Source organism: Pseudomonas sp. RT4P38 (genome assembly GCF_054897765.1).
On record NZ_CM142703.1, the window covers coordinates 3,458,640 to 3,476,296 of the forward strand.

Sequence of the window (17,657 nt, forward strand, 5' to 3'; positions counted from 1 at the left end):
CATGGGTAGGTGGCGCGCGCATGATGGCTGAGGCCCCTCACCCAGTAAGTTGAGCGCGTTCTTTGTCGATTGCAGGGACCGGAGGAGGCGTTGTGAAACCATTTCTGCTCAGGCCCAGTGCCTCAACGCTGAACATGTTGCGTGAAAGGTGCCTGCAACGCCGTGACGCGGTACCGCAAGCGCTAACGGAACAAGCGGTCATCCCTGGCATCCCGAGTGCGCGCTACTGGCTGGACCAGGACCTGACGCTGTTTATTCGGGACGCGACTTTGGCCAACGCTCGAGAGGTCGAGGCGCTCGCCGACTCAGAGTTGCCGACCGACATGCTGCCACGGGGCTATTACCTGGCCATTTCGGGGGGCGGCGACGCCGGCACCTTCGCGGCGGGCATCATTGCGGGGTGGACCCTGCATGGGACCCGACCTGCGTTCAAGGTCGTTACCGGCATCAGCGCGGGTGCCCTGGTCGCCCCGTTCGCTTACCTGGGGCCTGAGTATGATGCTGTCATTCTGGGGATCTGCAAGGCAATCGGTCCAAAAGACGTTTTCCATTCGCGAAGTGTGCTGACCCGCTTGGCCAGCGACGGTATAGCGGACAGCAAGCCACTGGCGCGCCTCATTGCCAAGTACATCACCGCCGACGTGCTTGCGGCCATCGCCGCGCAATACGCCAAAGGACGACTGCTGATGATCGGCACCACCGACCTTGATGCCGGGCGGCCCGTCACCTGGAACATGGGCGCTATTGCCGCAAGCGAAGCACCGGGAGCGCTCCACCTGTTTCGCAACATCATGGTCGCGTCGATGAGTATTCCCGGCGCCGTCTCACCGGTCATGATCGACGTGGAGGTCGACGGCAAACAGTTTCAGGAAATGCACGTGGATGGAGGCGTCCTCACTCAGGTGTTCCTTTACCCGCCGGGCACTGTGATGGCGCTGAACAGCGTGACCGGAGCGCGTATACGCCGGGACCGTCATTTCTATGTCATTCGTAACGGGAAACTGGAACCGCAGTGGTCCGGAACCAAGCGCCGTACCTTGAGCATCGGCGGTCGCGCCATCAGCACATTGATCCAGACTCAGGGGATCAGCGATCTGGATCGTATTTACCGAATTGCGCAGCAGGATGGAGCGGACTTCAATCTGGCGTACATCGGCGCCGATTTTGATATTTCTCGCAATCATAAATTCGATGGCGAGTACATGAAGCGCTTATTCGATTACGCCTTTCAACTCAGCGCGAAAGGCTATCCGTGGCATAAATCGCCGAATACGTGAGAGAGGACCGGCGCTATTGCCTAATGCCGATCAGTTAAGTCCGGCTCGGCCGTACAACTCATTTCTCCTGAGCCCGGCTTCTGGAAAAGGGCCAGGTTGCCGTCTTGCCAGAACCGGTAGTTCCCCTGGTAATCCTTGCCAGTGTATTGGGTTCCCGAATCACTCGGCACCTGGCTCAGGGTGATCGAGGTGTTCGCCCATTTCAGGTACACGACACCCGGCTGCGTGGTAAAGAAGGTGGCAGCAATCAGCACGTCAAACCCAGTACAACGAAAAGCCAGGGGGCCTTCGGTAAGTCGGTCTGGATCCTTGGTTCTCACAATGGCCGAGCCTTGGCGTAGCTGGTGCGCGCGCTCGGCATAACTCCGGATCGTGCACGCCTTGGGCGCAGGCCCGGAGCCACACTGATTGCGGGTGTCGATCCAGAACTGCTGGTCGATCATGACTTTGTCTGGACGCGGTACTGAATGTTCATCGGTGAGCGCCAGGCGATAAAGACGCGTCAGTTCGATATCCATCTGCGCCAGTTGCGGATCGCGACAGATAAGCTTTTCGACGGATGCCCTTGCCGTGGAGCAGTCGAAGCTGGTCACGAACGACGCAGCATTTGCGCAGGTGCTCGTCGCCGCGCACACGCTGGCAGCGAGCAGACAGGTGAAAAGGGCCGTGACCGTTTTCATGTTGGCTACACCCAAGTCATTACGTGTGATGCCCGGATTGCCGTGAGACATATCGGTCCGTTGAACAGTTATTCATTCGCATTGGGTGTATCGCAGTGTAAGTCAGCGTTCAAAACTTGCCACGATTTCGCTTTATCGCAGCAATTCCTCGACCAACTCCGGCGTCACGTAGTGCGGCCCGTCGAACAGGTAGAGCGGATAACCGTCATAGGCTGCCAGCTGCGGTTTGAGCTCGGCAGCGGTCGCGGAGCGGAAGCCGCCGCCGAAGTTGGGGCGGAAGGCTTCGACGATGATCCGCACACGCTCTTTGCCCAGACGCTGGCGCATGGCGTCGGCGTAGGTTCGGGCGACCGGTGCGGTGCGGGCGTAGACGCCGACGCCGTCCTGGAAGAACACACCGATGTCGTCCGGCAGCCATTGCTTGAGCCATTCGGCCGTGGCGACGGGGCCGATATTGGCGCCATCATAAACGCTGATCCATAACGGTCGCGGCAGCTTGGCCAACAGGGCGGGCAGCTCTTTGGCGCGGGTCCAGCTGGGGTCGACTTCGGCCGGGAAATACCATCCAGTCACGTGTAACGGCGTAGGCAATTTGGCGATTCGTTCCGAGACCTTGGCCAGTTCCTCGATGTTGTCCCGTGAGCGGTTCTCGCTGAAATAACCTGCCAGCCCAAGGATGACATCCTGCGCCCAGGGTGCCTTGGCTATGCGCGCCCAATCGGGCAGGACCGGTACGGCGGGCAGGCCGGTACCGGGAACGAATGCCTGATCGTCCACGACGGTCCATTGGACCAGCAGCTCACGCGCTCCCAGTTTTTCCCAGGGTCCGCTGATTCCGACGGTCTTGTTGTCCGGCTGCCAGACGATGCCAACAATCCCCGGGTCCAGGGCCTTGGTCTTCGTCACGTAGAGCATGCCGGTACCTGCCCCGACGGTGACGGCAAGCAACAGAGCAACAACGGTCGCGCGACTGGCGGTGTAGCCGAAGATTTTCACGGCAGTGCCTTTTTGATGCGTTGATGCCATTGGCTCAGCGAGGTGACGCCTTTTGCGTTCCAGTTGGCTGCCGCGTCAGGGCCAAGGTGGAACTGGCCCTCGTTGAATTGCCAGACAATCACTTGTGGCTTGTGTTCGGCAAAATCCGCCGACTCCAAGTATTGCAGCAGCGTAGCCCACGGACCGACGTCGCCGGGGTTCCATGTCAGTGCGACGGGACGGTCCAGGGCATTTGAGAGCTTCTGCGTAAAACCCAGGTAAGGCTGGACAAAGCTGTTGCCGATCACCTGAACCGGCGCCGGCGTGTCATCGATCAGCAAGTCTTTCTCTACCTGATGGCGAACGGTGTAGATGTCGCGACCAATCACCTTGCGCTTGATCGCTGGCAGGAAATTACTGGCCAGGTCGCCGAACGCGCGCCTGTCGAACCATTGGCCCAGCACCGAGCCACCACCGGGGTCACCTCGCAGGCGGTAGCGCTCGGTAATGAGTTGAGCCGTGGCGTCGGCGGTGTTTTCGGTGCTCCAGGCTGTCCAGTGGTAGTCGGCGCGGTAAAACGCGGTCTGTTTGCCTTGCTCGGTCCGTTGCAGGATCGGCTTGATGTTCAGCGTGGTCAGACCTGCTTGTGTCAGGTCGTTTTGCAGGTGGTCATAGCGCTGCATCACGGCCGCGCTCAAGGGCTGATCGGCAGGAAGACGCTGAGCGTAAAAGGGCGCTTTCATCGGCACCACCAGCACGACCAGCCCAATGTGTTCGCGTTCAAGTTGCTCCTGGAGTTCTTTGACCAGCGCAATGTTGCGGGCAATGCCGGTGTTGTCGACCTTGTTCAGGCTTTCCCAGGCAGGGAATAACCAGCCGCCGTTGCCGGTGATCACCGCCGAGGCCGCTTGAACGCCGGTGCCTGACAGGCTCGCCAACAGGCCGGCGAACATGGCGGGCATCGACAATCGACGGATAAACCGTTCGGGTTTGAATTGAAGGGTCATGGGGCGGTCTGGTCGACAAGGCCGATCAGGCGTGGAGCCTGGCGGGAGCCGATCAGGAACAGGCTATAGCGATCGCCGGCCTTGAAGGGCGCCAGCTTCATCGGCAGGCTGACGTTTGCATTGCAGCTGGCAATGAGCGTTGCCTGCACCGGGTTGATCGTGCGCTGGGCTTGTCCATTGAACGGCAGCTGGTTGAATACTGGGGCGCCATTAGCCAGTTTGACCTCAGCCTTTTCGCAACCGCTGCTCAGGTTATAAACGTTGAGTTCGGCGCGCAGGTCTTTACCGCGCAGCGGCGGGTCGATGACCAGGCGTGGCGCCCGTGCCGGGTCGCTGTCCAGAATCAGGGTCACCCACGCACTTTTCGGTGCGCTCAGGCCTGTTATCTCGCGACCATTGACGGTCAGCTTGAGCGGCTGCCGCGAGTTCACGACCTGGAAGGGGCTGGCCACCGTGCTCCGGGCGGAAAGGCTAAAGCTTGCGCTTTGGCCCACCTGGACCTGCATCGCGGTGTCGGCCGGATTGACCACCCGCACATACGCGGAGCCTTCGGGCAATTTTGGCGCGTACAGCTGGGCGATTTCCGGGGCGGCTTGTGCGCCTGTCGAGAGCAGGCCAAGACCCAGCCACACACAGATTCGAACGTTCATGTAAGTCCTCAGTAGGAATAGGTCAGGCGAGCAAACACGCCTTCGGCACGGTCATCGCCCAGCACCTTTACGCGGTACTGCAGGGAAAAATCGACGTAGGAACGGGGCGCGTTGTACGCGTCTTCGCGGAACCAGTACCGGACGTTGTTACCGATACCCACCCCGCCGGCCTTGCCGGATGATGACTCCGAACTGCCGTCGGCATCGGTGCCGCTGTTCATCTTCGAGTCATAGTCGAACGCGGCCACGACATGCGGGAAGCTCACCCAGCGCGAGCCAGCGCCACCGATCGCATAGCTGCGACCGACCTGCCATTCGCTGTTGAAGTAGTTGCGCGAGTCGTTGACGTAATGACCCGCTTCCGCGAACAACTGCGAGGTCCACCAGCTGGAGGCATCGACGCGCAGGTCGGTGCCGACGCTTGAGCCGTAACCCAAACGCAGCAGCCAGTCGCCGTCAACGTCCGACGATCCCAAGGGGAATGTGCGCTCGACGGCGGCCATCACGTTCAGAGCGGTGAAGGGTTTGACCCGTACACCCACGGCGCCTTGCAGCGCATCGAAACCGGTGTCCGAATCGTCGTTCTTGCTCCAGAGCGTGTCGGTGACACGGCCATAGAGTTCGACGAAGCGTGCGTTGCGATAGCCCAGAGGACGCCAGGACAGTTCGGTGCTGTTTTGCAGGCTGTCATTGCTGCTACTGCCGCTGCTCGGCGCGGAGCTCAGACCACTACTGGAACTGTTGCCACGATAACTGGTGGTGCTGGTCAAGCCCATTCTGCGCGAGACATCGCCCACCGCACGGCGGGTGTCGAACAGCTGCTGCGCGGACATGTCCAGTTCACCGGCATGCTGCGCGTCGATGACGCGCTCGAAGTAGCCTACGGTTTGCTGGTCTTCGTTGGCACGCATTGCGGTGTAGGCCGCATCCTGAGTGGCCGACGGTGTGAGCCGGGTGTCGGCATCAGCCCTGCGGAACGAGCCGAGGGCGCCGTCATCGTCACCGGCCTGGACCGACAAATAAGCGATCTGCAGGTCACTCATTGATTCCAGTTCGCCCGTGTCCCGCGCTTGTTGCAGCCGTTCGCGCGCGGTTCTGCGCTGGCCGATGGCGGCATACAGACTGGCCTCTTCGTAAGCGGGCAGGCTGCCGAGGGCCAGGGCTTGGGTGAAGTCCTTGCGTGCCCCGGCATCGTCACCCGATTGCTGGCGCAAACGACCACGCTGGGCCAGCAGCCGCGCGTCATCGCCATTGAGCCTGAGACCGTCACTGGCCGCCGCGATGGCTTCGGGCACGCGCTTCTGCTCGCTCAAGGCGCTGACCAGCAGGCGTCGGTACGCCGGATTCTGTGGCGCCCGGGCAATCGCCTCGTTCGCCAGCACCACCGCGGACGCGGGGTCCTTGCCGGCCAGGGCCGCGTAGGCCTGAGCGGCTTTGTCGGTTCCGGCATCACGCTGATTGCCAGGCCAAATGTCACAGACCAGGCCGAAGGCGGTTTCCTGACAATTCAAGGCCGGTGCCGGAAAAGGGGCAATGGCGTTCAAGCCGTTGTTTTTCTGCCGCAGCGCCATTCGGGCGGCGGTACGTCGGCGGGCCACTTCGCGGCCTTCATCGTCGACCAGTGGCTGCAGATGATCGAGCGCCTGCTGAGGCTCGCCACGGGCCAGTGCGGCGTCCGCGGCGAAGAAACGAATGTCACGAATTTCCGCTTCCAGCAGGCCATCGATGGCCAAAGCTTGATTCAGATCAGCCTGGGCGGCCTGAGTCTTACCCTGACGATCAAGGGCGTAGCTATGCAGAATCCACGGTGCGATTTCTCCATCGTCCTGAGCCAACGCGCCTGACGCCGCCAGCTCGGCGCCTTGGTAATCGCGGGCCGCGAGCAGGGCACTGATCAGCAATTGCTGATTGGCGCCGATTTCCGGGGCCAGGGCGACGGCTTTTCGAGCCTGGTCAACGGCGAGGGTCGCATCGCCTTGCTCCAGGGCGCGATAGCCCTGAACCGCCAGCGGCGCCGCCAGTTGACGACGAATCGCTTCGCGACGCATCAACAACGTATCGTCGTCAGGGAACACGGCCAGTGCCTGGGTGGTAGCTTGATCCGCTTCCTGCAAGTGCTGTTGGCGCTGCAAGGACTCGATCAGCAGCAATCGATAATCCACGCGTTTGGGCGCCTGAGCGATGGCTTTGCGTGCCGCTTGGGCAGCCGCGCCGAAGTCATCGCGATCGTAGGCCTTGAAGGCCTGTGCCGCGGCGCCGAAGCCAGGGGCCTGACGCGACTGGGGGTAGCGTTTGGGATGATCACGCAGGTCCTTGTCGCGCTGAGCCAGCACAATCAGGGTGTTCAAACGGGTGATGTCGGCGCGCTGACGCAACGCTTCACGGGCCTTGGCGATGGCCAGGTCGTAGTCTTTACGCTCGTACGCGCTGTACGCCTCGTTGGCCGTTTCATAGGCCGGGCCGGTCAACGGCAGGGGCAGCGTCTCGGCATGAACAAGGCCAGGTAACAGGCTTAGCCCCGTGGCCATGAGGGTCAGGAAGGGGCGGTTCATGTCGCAAGCTCCGCAGGGTAGTGGCTGTGCTGACGCGCCACGGCCTTTTCGATGGTGGAGCGGGGCAGCACGCCGCTGTCGACCAGATAGTCGCCAATGCGTCCGTGATGCTGCGGGCGGTACTGCAACATGGAGCGGCTGAACACGTCGCGATCCAGCAGCCCCATTTCGATCAAGAGGTCGCCCAGCAGCGGCGCACGGGCATCCGGCACGGATTGGCCCTCACGCACGTTCAGTTGACGCAATTGCGCGACGATTTCGCTTTCACGGGCAATCAGCTGCACCGGTTCGCTGCCCAGTTCATCGCTGACCTGTTGCAGACCTTCGGCCGGCAGAGGGCTGGCGACGGCGACTTGCGCGCGGCCGTCGGCATTCAAACCAAGCGGCACCACGCGCCAACGCAGGGCGAACTCATCGTCCAGCGTCAGGATCGAGTCCCGTGCCTTGGCGGCCACATCGAACACCCGTGGCAGATCGTTCTGGAAGGCGATGGCTTCAGCCAGCGTCTCGTCGTCCAGCCAGCCGTTGCTGAGCAAAATCCGCCCCAGAGGCATGTGCCGGGTTTTCTGTTCGGCGAGGGCGCTTTGCAGATCAGCATCGTTGATCGCCTGCCAGGACAGCAACACGCTGCCCAGTTTGCGCGGTGCGGCAGCCACCAGGTCCGTGGACGGGAAGTCGTGCATGGTCTTGTCCCACACCAGTTTGCGGTTCAGCGCCTTGCCGACCAGGAACATGCGCCAGGCGCGTGATGCGGCCATGAAGTTGACGAAGTTGCCCACCACCATGCGCGGGATGGACAGCAAACCATGCTGCCAGCCGTACAGCACGGTGGTGAAATAGCAGCGGTGGGCGATACGCCAGGCCAGCGCGATACCGTTGGCCAGTAGCAGGGTTTGGATAAAGCCATTGGTTTCAAACGGTGTCGGGAAACTCACGTCCCACAGGCCACTCTGGCGCAGGATGATCAGGCCCAGCAACTGCACCAGAATCACGTAGGCGATGATGCTGACGAAGGCCGTCACCACGCCTTTGCGGTCACGAAACAGCAGATAACGATTGGCCAGCGAACCGTTCCAGCCCATTTGCTCCCAGCCTTGCAGGCCAATGCCCAGCGTCCAGCGGGCTTTCTGGCGGAACGCGGTACGGAAGGTGTCGGGAAAGAATTCCCGCACGCACAACGGCATCTTCAGGGTCGATTCGTAAGGTTTGCGAAACCATGATTTACGCAACACGCGAAACTGCACCGGGAAGCGTACGAAGATTGCGTTCATGCCGACCTTGGCCAGGCGGGCGCCGACGTCGTAATCCTCGGTGAGGCTGTCAGTGTTAAACGGCTGGTTCTGGGTTTCCCCGGCCAGCACGCGCAGGGCACGATGGGAGAAACAGGTACCGACCCCGGCAGACGGCACCGTGTCGGTCATGCTTTCACGCACCACCAAATCCTTGCCATGCCATTCGGCGAATTCGTCCATGTAGGTGCCGGCCACCCATTCGTACCAGTTGCGCTCCAGCGAAACCACGGGCAACTGGATCATGTCCTTGCGCGGCAGCAAGTAGTTGAACAGGCGCAATTCCATCGGGTGCAGTACGTCTTCGCTGTCGTGCAATACGACGCCAGCGAAGGTCATGCCGTGGGTTTTCTCGTGCAGGAAGATCGCCTGGATCACCCAGTTCAGGCAGTCGGCCTTGCAGGTCGGCCCGGCATGCGGGACTTCCACGCGATGCAGCTGCTTGTAGCGCCGACGCATGCGTTCCACTTCATCGATGGTGCGTTGGTCATTGATGTAGGTGCCGACGAAGACCACATAGTTCTGGTAGTCCAGGGTCGACACCATGTTCTCGATCATCGGTGCGATGACGTCATATTCCAGCCAGGCCGGGACCATGATCGCCAACGGCTGTTCATCCCGGGCCATCAGTTGCTCGGCGGTCAGCGGCCGGTATTTGCGATCCACGGTGAACTTGCGAAACAGGCGGCGAGACCAGTACCACAGGTCAATGAACAGATCGTCCAGGCTGGAGATCAGGATCAGCACCGCGACCACGATGGTCGAGATCTCCAGGAAACTGTAGTAGTGGGCCAGCCAATAGGGCCAATAAAGCGACGTCATCGAAAGGTTCCGTTACTGGCGATTGCGACGGGCGCTACGGCCAGCCAGCAACAGGATGAGGAGCAACAGGATGCCACTCGGAATCAGCCACAACAGCGACGGCTTGCGCCAGGCGTCCAGGCCCTTGGGTTCTTCGTTGTCGATCAATTGGCTGCCACTTGGGTCCTGGGTGTCGAAGGTGGTCAGTGCACCGTTGTCACCGAGGATGGCCACATCGCCGCGGGTCAGCAGAATCTGTTTGGCGAAGCGTGGCGCGTCATTGCCCAGGGCGCGATAGACCAGACCATGCTGGCCGCCGGCATCCACCACTTGCAACGAGGCCAGGTGGTTGAGGGGATGGATGTCCAACAACATCTGATCCTTGTGATTGATGCGCAAGCGACCCTGATCATCGACCTGCACCGATTCCTTGCTGTCCTTGATCGGCAGCTCGAAGGCGAGGAAGGCTTTGTCCGGCGTGACCGAAACCTTTGGGTCGGCGCTGACGTTCAGTTGCGCCCGCAGCGGCGAAACACCGGCGGCGTCAGCCACCGAAATCACCTGCGGCAAGCTGCTCGCCGGATGCTCGAGGTAGGCCTGCGGCACGAGGATTTGCGTGTCCATGGCAAAGCGCGCAGCCATGCCGGAGAAGTCATCATCCAGCGCGGTTTTTTCCAGCACGATGTGGCTGGTCGGCAACACCGAGACCGGGAAGGCCTGTGGCGTTTCCAGGCAACGATCGCTGACCGGCTGACGCTGGAACGACACGCGCAGTACGTTCTTCGAACCCAGGGCGTAACGCGGGATACGTGCTTCGATGCGTTGCTGTTCACCGTTGGCCACGAGCTGTTGCGCGCCAATCAGGTAATCGTTGAGAAACAGCGAGGCCACCGGCGCGGTGTCAGAGGCACCGGGGGCGGCCGACACATCGACCACCGCCTTCACCGGCAGGCGACCGTCGTAAGCCACGCTGCCCAGAGGGAACGAGGTGCTCCAGTCGGATTTGGCCAGCACGTCAATGGCGCCGGGGTTACCGCCCAGGCGTGACAAGGCCACACGGCCGTCGGCGCTCAATGGCATCTGTGCTTCGCTGACCGTCAATTGGCGGCTGCGTGCGAGGGTGTTCCAGGCCGAGCTGAACAGGGCCAATGCCTTGCCGGTCGCTTGCGGCGCGATCATCAACACCGGACGTGTGCCCAGCAATGCCAGACGTACGTTGTCGGTACCGGTGGCGGCCAGACCTGCATTGATATGCCGCTCACGCCATTGCGTGAAGGCGTTGGCTGCCGTTGCGTCGAGACCCTGGATCTGGCTCTGCAGCGCGTCCAGCGATTCATTCACGGCTTTGAGCAGTTGCGGGTCGTTGATTGCCAGGTCCGCCTGGACGTTCGGCGTCTGCCCCAACATCAACAGCGCACCGATTTGCGCCGGGTTCGCCAGAACGTGCGAGCCTTTGCCGTTAAGGCTGGCGAACGCTGGAATAGTCTGCAGTTCGGCCGGGATGCGCAGGCTGGTCAGGTCGACAGTGTCTTGTACGGCGGGGAAGGGCAGAACGCGGCTGTGCTTGCCAATCCGCTCCAGTGCGACACCGAGACGCCAGGCCGCATCGTAGCTGTCGGCGGACAAGGTGCCCGGCGCGACCATGATTCCCGGTTTACCGGGCAGCGCCGTCCATGCAGCACCGACGTCCTGTAACTGGCTGGCGTCATAGCTGTAATTGAGGCGAGTGTCCGGTTCGATACGCAACACGTTGCCGATGGCGCGTTCGTCTTCGCACAACACGCGGGACACGATCGACGACCAGGCAATCCCCAGGCGTAGCGAGCCGCTGTCACGCGCTTTCTTGTCCACGCCCAGTGTGGCGCTGGCATCACCTTGGGCTTCGCTGAGCCCTTCGGCGCGTACCGGATAGCCGTCCAGCGACAGCAACAGCGTGTTGCGTCCACCTTCGCCATTGAGGTAGCTGGCGTCGAAATTCAGGGTGGCTTCCGTCAGCGGCACACCCGCCGGTACCGGCAGATACAGGTCGCGTCGGGCGTCGGTGGAGCCGAGGATGATCGGTGCATCGATCCCCAGATCGCTCAAGCGAATCTCACGCTCTTGTCGGGTGTCGGCGTTGAGCCGGTTGATCGCCTGGGTGAGCGGGCTGTCCGCGGCCAAGGCAAAGGTCGGCATGAGCGCGAGCAGGCTCACGCCACAGGCAAGGGCGCTGAGCGCACCCGTATGGATGGCAACGGAAGACTTCATTCAGGTAGATCTCAAGCTGATAAGGGGGAGGAGCGGTTTGGTTTATTTCGAAGTAAAAGCCGGGTAATTTTTCTCGGGCACAGGCACCGCTGACGGGTAGTGCAGGAACTTGGGCAAGGGCTGTCCGGCCACGACGAAATCATCGACTGGGCGCCCCATCAGGGCATCGACGATGCGCGCACTGGCCTTGCCATCGCCGTAAGGGTTGGCAGCCTGAGAGCAGCGACGCCACAGCAGGTCGTCATCGAACAATGCGTTGACGCCAGCGATGATCGAGTCCGGCGAGGTGCCGACCAGACGCACAGTGCCCGCCGCGACAGCTTCGGGGCGCTCGGTCACATCACGCATGACCAGCACCGGCTTGCCCAGGGAGGGCGCTTCTTCCTGCACGCCACCGGAGTCGGTGAGGATCACATGCGCACGTTGCATCAGGCGCACGAAGGCCAAGTAGTCCAGCGGATTGATCAGGTGCACGTTCGGCAGATCGCCCAGCTGCTTGGTGACCGGGCCCAGGACGTTGGGGTTCAAATGCACCGGATAGACGATCTGGATATCAGCGCGCCGCGCCAGATGGCTCAAGGCCTTGCAGATATCCAGGAATCCTTCGCCGAAGTTTTCCCGGCGATGCCCGGTCACCAGCAGAACCTTGCGGCCGGTTTGCAGGAACGAGAACTGCCGGTCCAGGCTTGCACGCAGGTCAGCGTCTTGCTCAATGCGCCGCGCCGTCATCTGCAACGCGTCGATCACCGTATTGCCGGTCACGAAGGCGCGACCTTGGAGGCGTTCGTCGAGCAGGTTCTGGCGCGACTCGTGGGTCGGCGCAAACAACATGTCCGCACCTAGGTCGATGCAGCGGCGGTTCATTTCTTCCGGCCACGGGCTGTAGATATCACCGGTTCGCAGCCCGGCCTCAACATGACCGACCGGAATGCGTCGATGGAACGCAGCCATTGAGGCAACCATGGCCGAAGTGGTGTCGCCATGCACCAGCACCCGGTCCGGGCGGGTCATTTCCAGCACGGGGTCAATCGCCCCGTAAAGCGCCGCAGTCAACGAGTTGAGCGACTGGTGCGGCGTCATCACATCGAGGGTGTAATCGGCCTTGAGGTCGAACAGATCCAGCACCTGTTTAAGCATGCTTTGATGTTGGCCGGTAATGCATATCTGCGAATGAATGCCAGGTTCCGCAGCGAGGGCTTTGACTAAAGGCGCCATCTTGATGGCTTCTGGACGGGTACCGAAGATCGAAAGGGTTTTAACCCTTGAATGATGGCGAGCGATGATGTCTTCCTTGCGCAGTTTTAGTGCGCAGCACAACAGCGGCTCAAGTTTTATTGAACTTAAGCGCGGCAGCGTTATTTGAATTTAGTAAAGACCGGGGCAATCAGCGTGAGATCAGATGTTCACTTCATTGTGAGGGGGGTGCGACGCCATAAGCCCGGAACCGGCCGGATTATTAGCATCGATAGTGAATGTTTTAAAGTGTTATATGCGTTATTTTTTTAATGATCGAAGTTTGAAACTTTTATGTTTGCTTCCGGTCTCGTCTAGTTTTTTGTATTTTTTATAAAGTTTGATTTTATTATTATGTAAGTCATAACACGTTGATTTTTATAGGTATTATACAATCATATATCCATTCGTCGGCGCGAATGAATTATTCATTTGTTATAATAGTCGCGGTTTGCATGTTGGCGGGCTGGCTTTCTAGAGTGAGGCTTATAATAGTCACTGAAATGACGCCTGTATATTGTCGTGATTAATTAAGTATTTTTTGTGAAGTAATAATGAACTTTCGCTCCCCCTTTAATTATTGATATCTCCTCAGTCTGTAATGACACTGTTTTGCCGCCAAATTTTCGCCGAATGGGATGGGCCGCATGCGCTGATTTTACGCGGGGACTGGCCTTGACCGCGGTCCGGCGAAGAAACCGCGGCAGCCAATCAATCAAGCGGTGGGGAGCAGGCCTTTCTGTTTGGCGACATGAGTCGCCAGTGCGTCCATCAAGTCCGGGGACAGGCAGTCATAGGGCTCCAGGCCGATCGAGCGCAGGCGCTCACGGATGGCCTTCATTTGCGCTGGAGGTGTGCCGGTTTCGATGATGGAGGACACGAACGCTGCGAAGCTCGGCGCAGCCCATCCGCTCTGGGGAGAGAGCTCGGTGTGGACGAAGTCCAGGCCATAAAACGCATGGTCCTTGTTCTCGATGCGCCCGAAGAGATGGGCGTGGCACTGCTTGCAGGCGTGGCGCTGGATGGCAGCGCTTTCGTCGACAATTGACAGTTTTTCGTCGTGGGCAGTGACGCTGACCTTATCCCGAGGTACTACGGCAATGACGGCGAATGTCGCGTTTTGCGGTTTCCAACATTTGCTGCAGCCACACGCGTGGTTATGCAGGGTTTGTGCGTCGATCTTGACCTCGACTTTGTCGGTCGCGCACAGGCATTGCAGGGTGCCACCTGTGAAATTCGCGGCGGCGGGTTGAAAACCATTGTCCAGTGCGGGGTGAAGTTTCAAGGTGCTCACGTTGGCTTCTCCGTTTCAGGGTGTCAGACGAAAGTGCCTGGGGCCGTGCACCAGGCCGGTAGATCATTCGCTCCAGCGGCATGGCGTGAGTGACGTCGGGCGCCCATTCAATCTCGCCATTCATCGCATCCTAGACCCTCTTCGGCAACTGGGGGCGGTGTGAGCATCTGGAAGGGACGGGCGGACTCCAATGCATCATTTGACTGATGGGCAATGTTGAATGTTCATGAGATTTCGTGCCCCATTCCGAATGAATGCAACATTCCCGCCCGTCACCCACTTGAAAACCCAGCCCGTCGAACCGGCACTAACCCGTGGATGCGTTGTCAGTAATTGGCGCCTGTAGCGACGAGATTCGTCTCTGATAGCGGCACGTCAGGCTACGTTTAGTGTTTCTCCAATGCCTTCGGGCAAAAGCTCGCGATGGATTGCGTCTTCGACCGACTATTCCTTTTGCGAGCGACACTCTATGGGTTTGCTTCTCGATCCGCGTCATGACATTGATGCCGCTTTATTAAGCTATCGCCGTGTGTTCTGGTCGTTGGCGCTGTTCAGTGGCGTGATCAACCTGCTGGTGCTGGTGCCGTCGCTCTACATGATGCAGGTGTACGACCGGGTCCTCACCAGCCGCAACGAAACCACCTTGTTCATGCTCACCTTGATCGCCCTGGGACTGTTCATGTTCAGCGCCCTGATCGAGTGGGCACGCGGCGAGGTGATGATTCGCATGAGCGCGGGGCTGGACGAGGCCTTGGGCGAGCGGATTTTCGACGCCGCCTTCGCCCGCAGCCTGCGTGAGCACAACGCCAACCCGGCGCAGGTGCTCACCGATCTGGCGACGCTGCGGCAGTTGATCACCGGCCAGGGCCTGATCGCCTTGCTCGATGCGCCGTGGTTGCCCATCTTCGTGCTGGTGGCGTTCATCTTTCATCCCTGGTTCGGCGTGCTGACGCTGGTTCTGGCGCTGGTACTGATCGGCCTGGCGCTGTGGGGCGAGTTGGCGACTCGCACGCGCCTGGGCGAAGCCAATCGCCTGGGCGTGCAGTCGTCGATCTATGTAAACAGCACGCTACAGAATGCCGAAGTCATCCAGGCCCTGGGCATGCTCGGGCCGTTACGCCAGCGCTGGAGCCTGCTGCAGCAACGCATCATTGCCGCCCAGGCCCATGCCAGCGATCGCAGCGCGCGTATCACTTCGACGACCCGTTTTGTGCGCATCTCCGGACAGTCGCTGGCCCTGGGCCTGGGGGCGTTGCTGGTGCTTGAAGGCCAATTGTCAGCGGGCATGATGATTGCGATGTCGCTGCTGCTGGGGCGTGCCCTGGCGCCCGTGGAAATCGCCATTGGCTCGTGGAAGCAATTCAACTCCGGCCGCCAGAGCTACCAGCGCCTGAGCCAACTGCTTGCCCAGCATCCGCGCGAGCGCCTGCGCATGCCGTTGCCACCACCTACCGGCGCGGTGCGCCTCGAGCAGGTGTATGTCGGCCCGCCCGGCGCCTCGCAACCGATCCTGCGGGGCATCAATTTCAGCCTGGCCAAAGGTGATGTGCTCGCCGTCGTCGGCCCCAGCGCCAGTGGTAAATCAACGCTGGCCAGGGCGCTGGTCGGGGTATGGCCGGCCATGGGCGGGTCGGTGCGCCTGGACGACGCCGAGATCAGTCAATGGTCCCACGACGCCCTGGGCCCGCACCTTGGATACCTGCCGCAGGACATTGAGCTGTTCGACGGCAGTGTGGCCGACAACATTGCCCGCTTCGGCGAGCAGGACGCCGACAAGATCATCGCCGCCGGGCGTCACGCCGGCATTCACGAGATGATCCTGAAATTCCCCAAAGGTTACGACACACCGCTGGGCCCCGGCGGGCTTGGCTTGTCCGGTGGACAAAAGCAACGCCTCGGTCTGGCTCGCGCGCTCTATGGGCGCCCGTCGCTGATCGTGCTCGATGAGCCCAACTCCAATCTCGATGAAGCCGGAGAGATGGCGCTGGTGCAGGCCATCAATGCGCTCAAGGCTGCTGGCAGCACCGTGGTGCTGATTACCCACCGGCCTAATGTGCTGGCGGTGGTCGATCACATCCTGGTGCTCAAGGACGGCACTCAACATGCATTCGGTCCAAGGGATCGGGTGCTCAAGGCATTGAGACCGGGGCCAAGACCGGCCGCGGTCAGGGAGGCTGGCAGAGATGCGTGATCTGACCACAGAGGCACAAACGTACAACGAGCAGGGACTGAGTGTGCGCGGCACCACACTGCAGCCCCGCGCCAGTACCGACGCCGGGGGAGCTGCACGCTATGGTGTGTGTTTTCTGGTCCTGACGCTGGGTGGCTTCCTGCTCTGGGCCTGCCTGGCGCCGCTCGACCAGGGTGTCGTGGGCAGCGGCACCGTGGTGGTGGCGGGCGAACGCAAGGCTGTGCAGTCGTTGGTCGGTGGGGTGGTGGAAAAGCTGCTGGTCAGTGATGGCGACCGCGTCACCCAGGGACAGTTGCTGGTGCAGCTCAATACGGTGCAGGCGCAGTCGCAACGGGACGTGACCCTGGGCAAGTTGCTCAACGATCGCAGCGTTGAGGCACGGTTGATTGCCGAGCGCCTGGGCTCAGCCGAGATCCAATGGCCCGCTGAACTGCTGGAACGCGCCGACGAGTCGCGGGTCAAGGCCGCCATGGCCTTGCAGAGCCAGTTGTTTCTGACCCGCCGCGCAGAACTGGGCAGCCGCCTGCAGATCATCGAACACGAAGCCGCGGCATTGCAGCAGCAACTGCTCGGCTACGAAGGCGTCAAGCGTAACTACGATACTCAGATGCGCTTCCAGCAGCAGGAGCTGGAAGGCCTGCGTAATTTGGCCCTTGAAGGCTACATACCGCGTAACAAACTCTTCGAGGCCGAGCGCAACGCAGCCCAATTGGCCGGGCAGATTGCCTCCGGGGTGGGCGATGTCGGCAGGACCCGCCAGGCGATCAACGAAAGCCGTCTCAAGGCCTTGCAGGCGCAGCAGGAATTTCGCCGCGATGCCGAAACCCAGCTCAGCGAGGTCTCTGCCGAGGCGGCAGGTTATGCCGATCAGATTCATGCCTTGCAGTTTGAAGTCGACAACGGTGCGATCCGTGCGCCGGTGACCGGGCAGGTCATGGACGTGAGCATTCATACGGTCGGGGGCGTTGCACAGGCCGGCCAAACCCTGATGCAGGTGGTGCCGCTGGATGCGCCGATGGCGATCACCGCGCGTTTCGAGCCGCTGATGGCCAATAAGTTGCGCCCGGGTCTGCCAGTGCATGTGCATTTCACCGCGCTGCAACGGGTGGATACGCCGACCGTCACTGGCACCGTGGCTACGGTGTCGGCGGACCAGTTGATCAATGAACAGACGCACCAGCCGTACTTTTCCGCCAAGGTCGAAATTCCCGCCGACACCGTCGCCTCGCTGCAGGCCGCCGGCCTGCTGGTGCGCCCCGGTATGCTCGCCGATGTCACGGTGGTGACGGGGGAGCGCACCTTGATGAACTACCTGATGAAACCTTTGCGTGAACGCTTGCTTGCGGCCTTCAAAGAGGAATGAGCATGACCGCCGTGGCGAGGGGATTTATCCCCGTTGGGCTGCGTAGCAGCCCTAAAGTAGCCAATTGAAGTCAGCCTGAAACACCGCGACGGCTGATG

12 protein-coding genes are annotated in these 17,657 nt (G+C 60.9%); 3 read left to right on the forward strand and 9 right to left on the reverse strand.

Going from position 1 to position 17,657, the window contains the following annotated elements:
* Window positions 1-92 precede the first annotated feature (92 nt).
* Window positions 93-1,277: a patatin-like phospholipase family protein gene (locus ACYZT7_RS16000; protein WP_462037336.1), complete on the forward strand. Its 1,185-nt coding sequence runs from the start codon at window positions 93-95 to the stop codon at window positions 1,275-1,277.
* 20 nt (window positions 1,278-1,297) lie between these two features.
* On the opposite strand, the gene ACYZT7_RS16005 is transcribed toward ACYZT7_RS16000, so the two are convergent.
* The 9 genes from ACYZT7_RS16005 to gfa all read right to left on the reverse strand — a co-directional run bounded on the left by ACYZT7_RS16005 (window position 1,298) and on the right by gfa (window position 14,005).
* Window positions 1,298-1,957 carry an MliC family protein gene (locus tag ACYZT7_RS16005; protein WP_462041801.1) on the reverse strand — a complete coding sequence of 220 codons (660 nt, stop codon included), beginning with the start codon at window positions 1,955-1,957 and terminating at the stop codon, window positions 1,298-1,300.
* A 132-nt stretch (window positions 1,958-2,089) separates the two neighbouring features.
* Window positions 2,090-2,872 carry an alpha-amylase family protein gene (locus ACYZT7_RS16010; RefSeq protein ID WP_462041802.1) on the reverse strand — a complete coding sequence of 261 codons (783 nt, stop codon included), beginning with the start codon at window positions 2,870-2,872 and terminating at the stop codon, window positions 2,090-2,092.
* A gap of 77 nt (window positions 2,873-2,949) precedes the next feature.
* On the reverse strand, window positions 2,950-3,939 hold the full coding sequence (locus ACYZT7_RS16015; protein WP_462037337.1) for an alginate O-acetyltransferase AlgX-related protein: 990 nt from the start codon (window positions 3,937-3,939) through the stop codon (window positions 2,950-2,952).
* Window positions 3,936-4,589 carry an alginate O-acetyltransferase AlgF gene (locus ACYZT7_RS16020; protein ID WP_462037338.1) on the reverse strand — a complete coding sequence of 218 codons (654 nt, stop codon included), beginning with the start codon at window positions 4,587-4,589 and terminating at the stop codon, window positions 3,936-3,938. Before ACYZT7_RS16020 ends, ACYZT7_RS16015 begins: the two co-directional genes overlap by 4 nt.
* A gap of 8 nt (window positions 4,590-4,597) precedes the next feature.
* Window positions 4,598-7,141, reverse strand: coding sequence for an NfrA family protein (locus ACYZT7_RS16025; protein ID WP_462037339.1), 2,544 nt, complete (start codon window positions 7,139-7,141; stop codon window positions 4,598-4,600).
* Window positions 7,138-9,252, reverse strand: a complete 2,115-nt coding sequence (locus tag ACYZT7_RS16030) for a glycosyl transferase family protein (RefSeq protein ID WP_462037340.1) — start codon at window positions 9,250-9,252, stop codon at window positions 7,138-7,140. The genes ACYZT7_RS16025 and ACYZT7_RS16030 overlap by 4 nt, the downstream gene beginning before the upstream one ends.
* Before the next feature lie 12 nt (window positions 9,253-9,264).
* Entirely contained in the window at window positions 9,265-11,478 is a 2,214-nt protein-coding gene (locus ACYZT7_RS16035) for a hypothetical protein (protein WP_462037341.1), read from the reverse strand.
* A gap of 42 nt (window positions 11,479-11,520) precedes the next feature.
* Window positions 11,521-12,759 carry a non-hydrolyzing UDP-N-acetylglucosamine 2-epimerase gene (wecB, locus tag ACYZT7_RS16040; protein WP_462041803.1) on the reverse strand — a complete coding sequence of 413 codons (1,239 nt, stop codon included), beginning with the start codon at window positions 12,757-12,759 and terminating at the stop codon, window positions 11,521-11,523.
* A 667-nt stretch (window positions 12,760-13,426) separates the two neighbouring features.
* A complete protein-coding gene (gene gfa, locus ACYZT7_RS16045) occupies window positions 13,427-14,005 on the reverse strand; it encodes an S-(hydroxymethyl)glutathione synthase (RefSeq protein WP_462037342.1) in 579 nt (192 codons plus the stop codon).
* A gap of 469 nt (window positions 14,006-14,474) precedes the next feature.
* Here gfa and ACYZT7_RS16050 point away from each other — a divergent pair, with 469 nt between their 5' ends.
* Both ACYZT7_RS16050 and ACYZT7_RS16055 read left to right on the forward strand, forming a co-directional pair.
* Complete coding sequence (locus tag ACYZT7_RS16050) at window positions 14,475-16,196, forward strand: type I secretion system permease/ATPase (protein ID WP_462037343.1); 1,722 nt, start codon at window positions 14,475-14,477, stop codon at window positions 16,194-16,196.
* Window positions 16,189-17,559 carry an HlyD family type I secretion periplasmic adaptor subunit gene (locus ACYZT7_RS16055; protein ID WP_462037344.1) on the forward strand — a complete coding sequence of 457 codons (1,371 nt, stop codon included), beginning with the start codon at window positions 16,189-16,191 and terminating at the stop codon, window positions 17,557-17,559. Before ACYZT7_RS16050 ends, ACYZT7_RS16055 begins: the two co-directional genes overlap by 8 nt.
* Window positions 17,560-17,657: the final 98 nt, after the last annotated feature.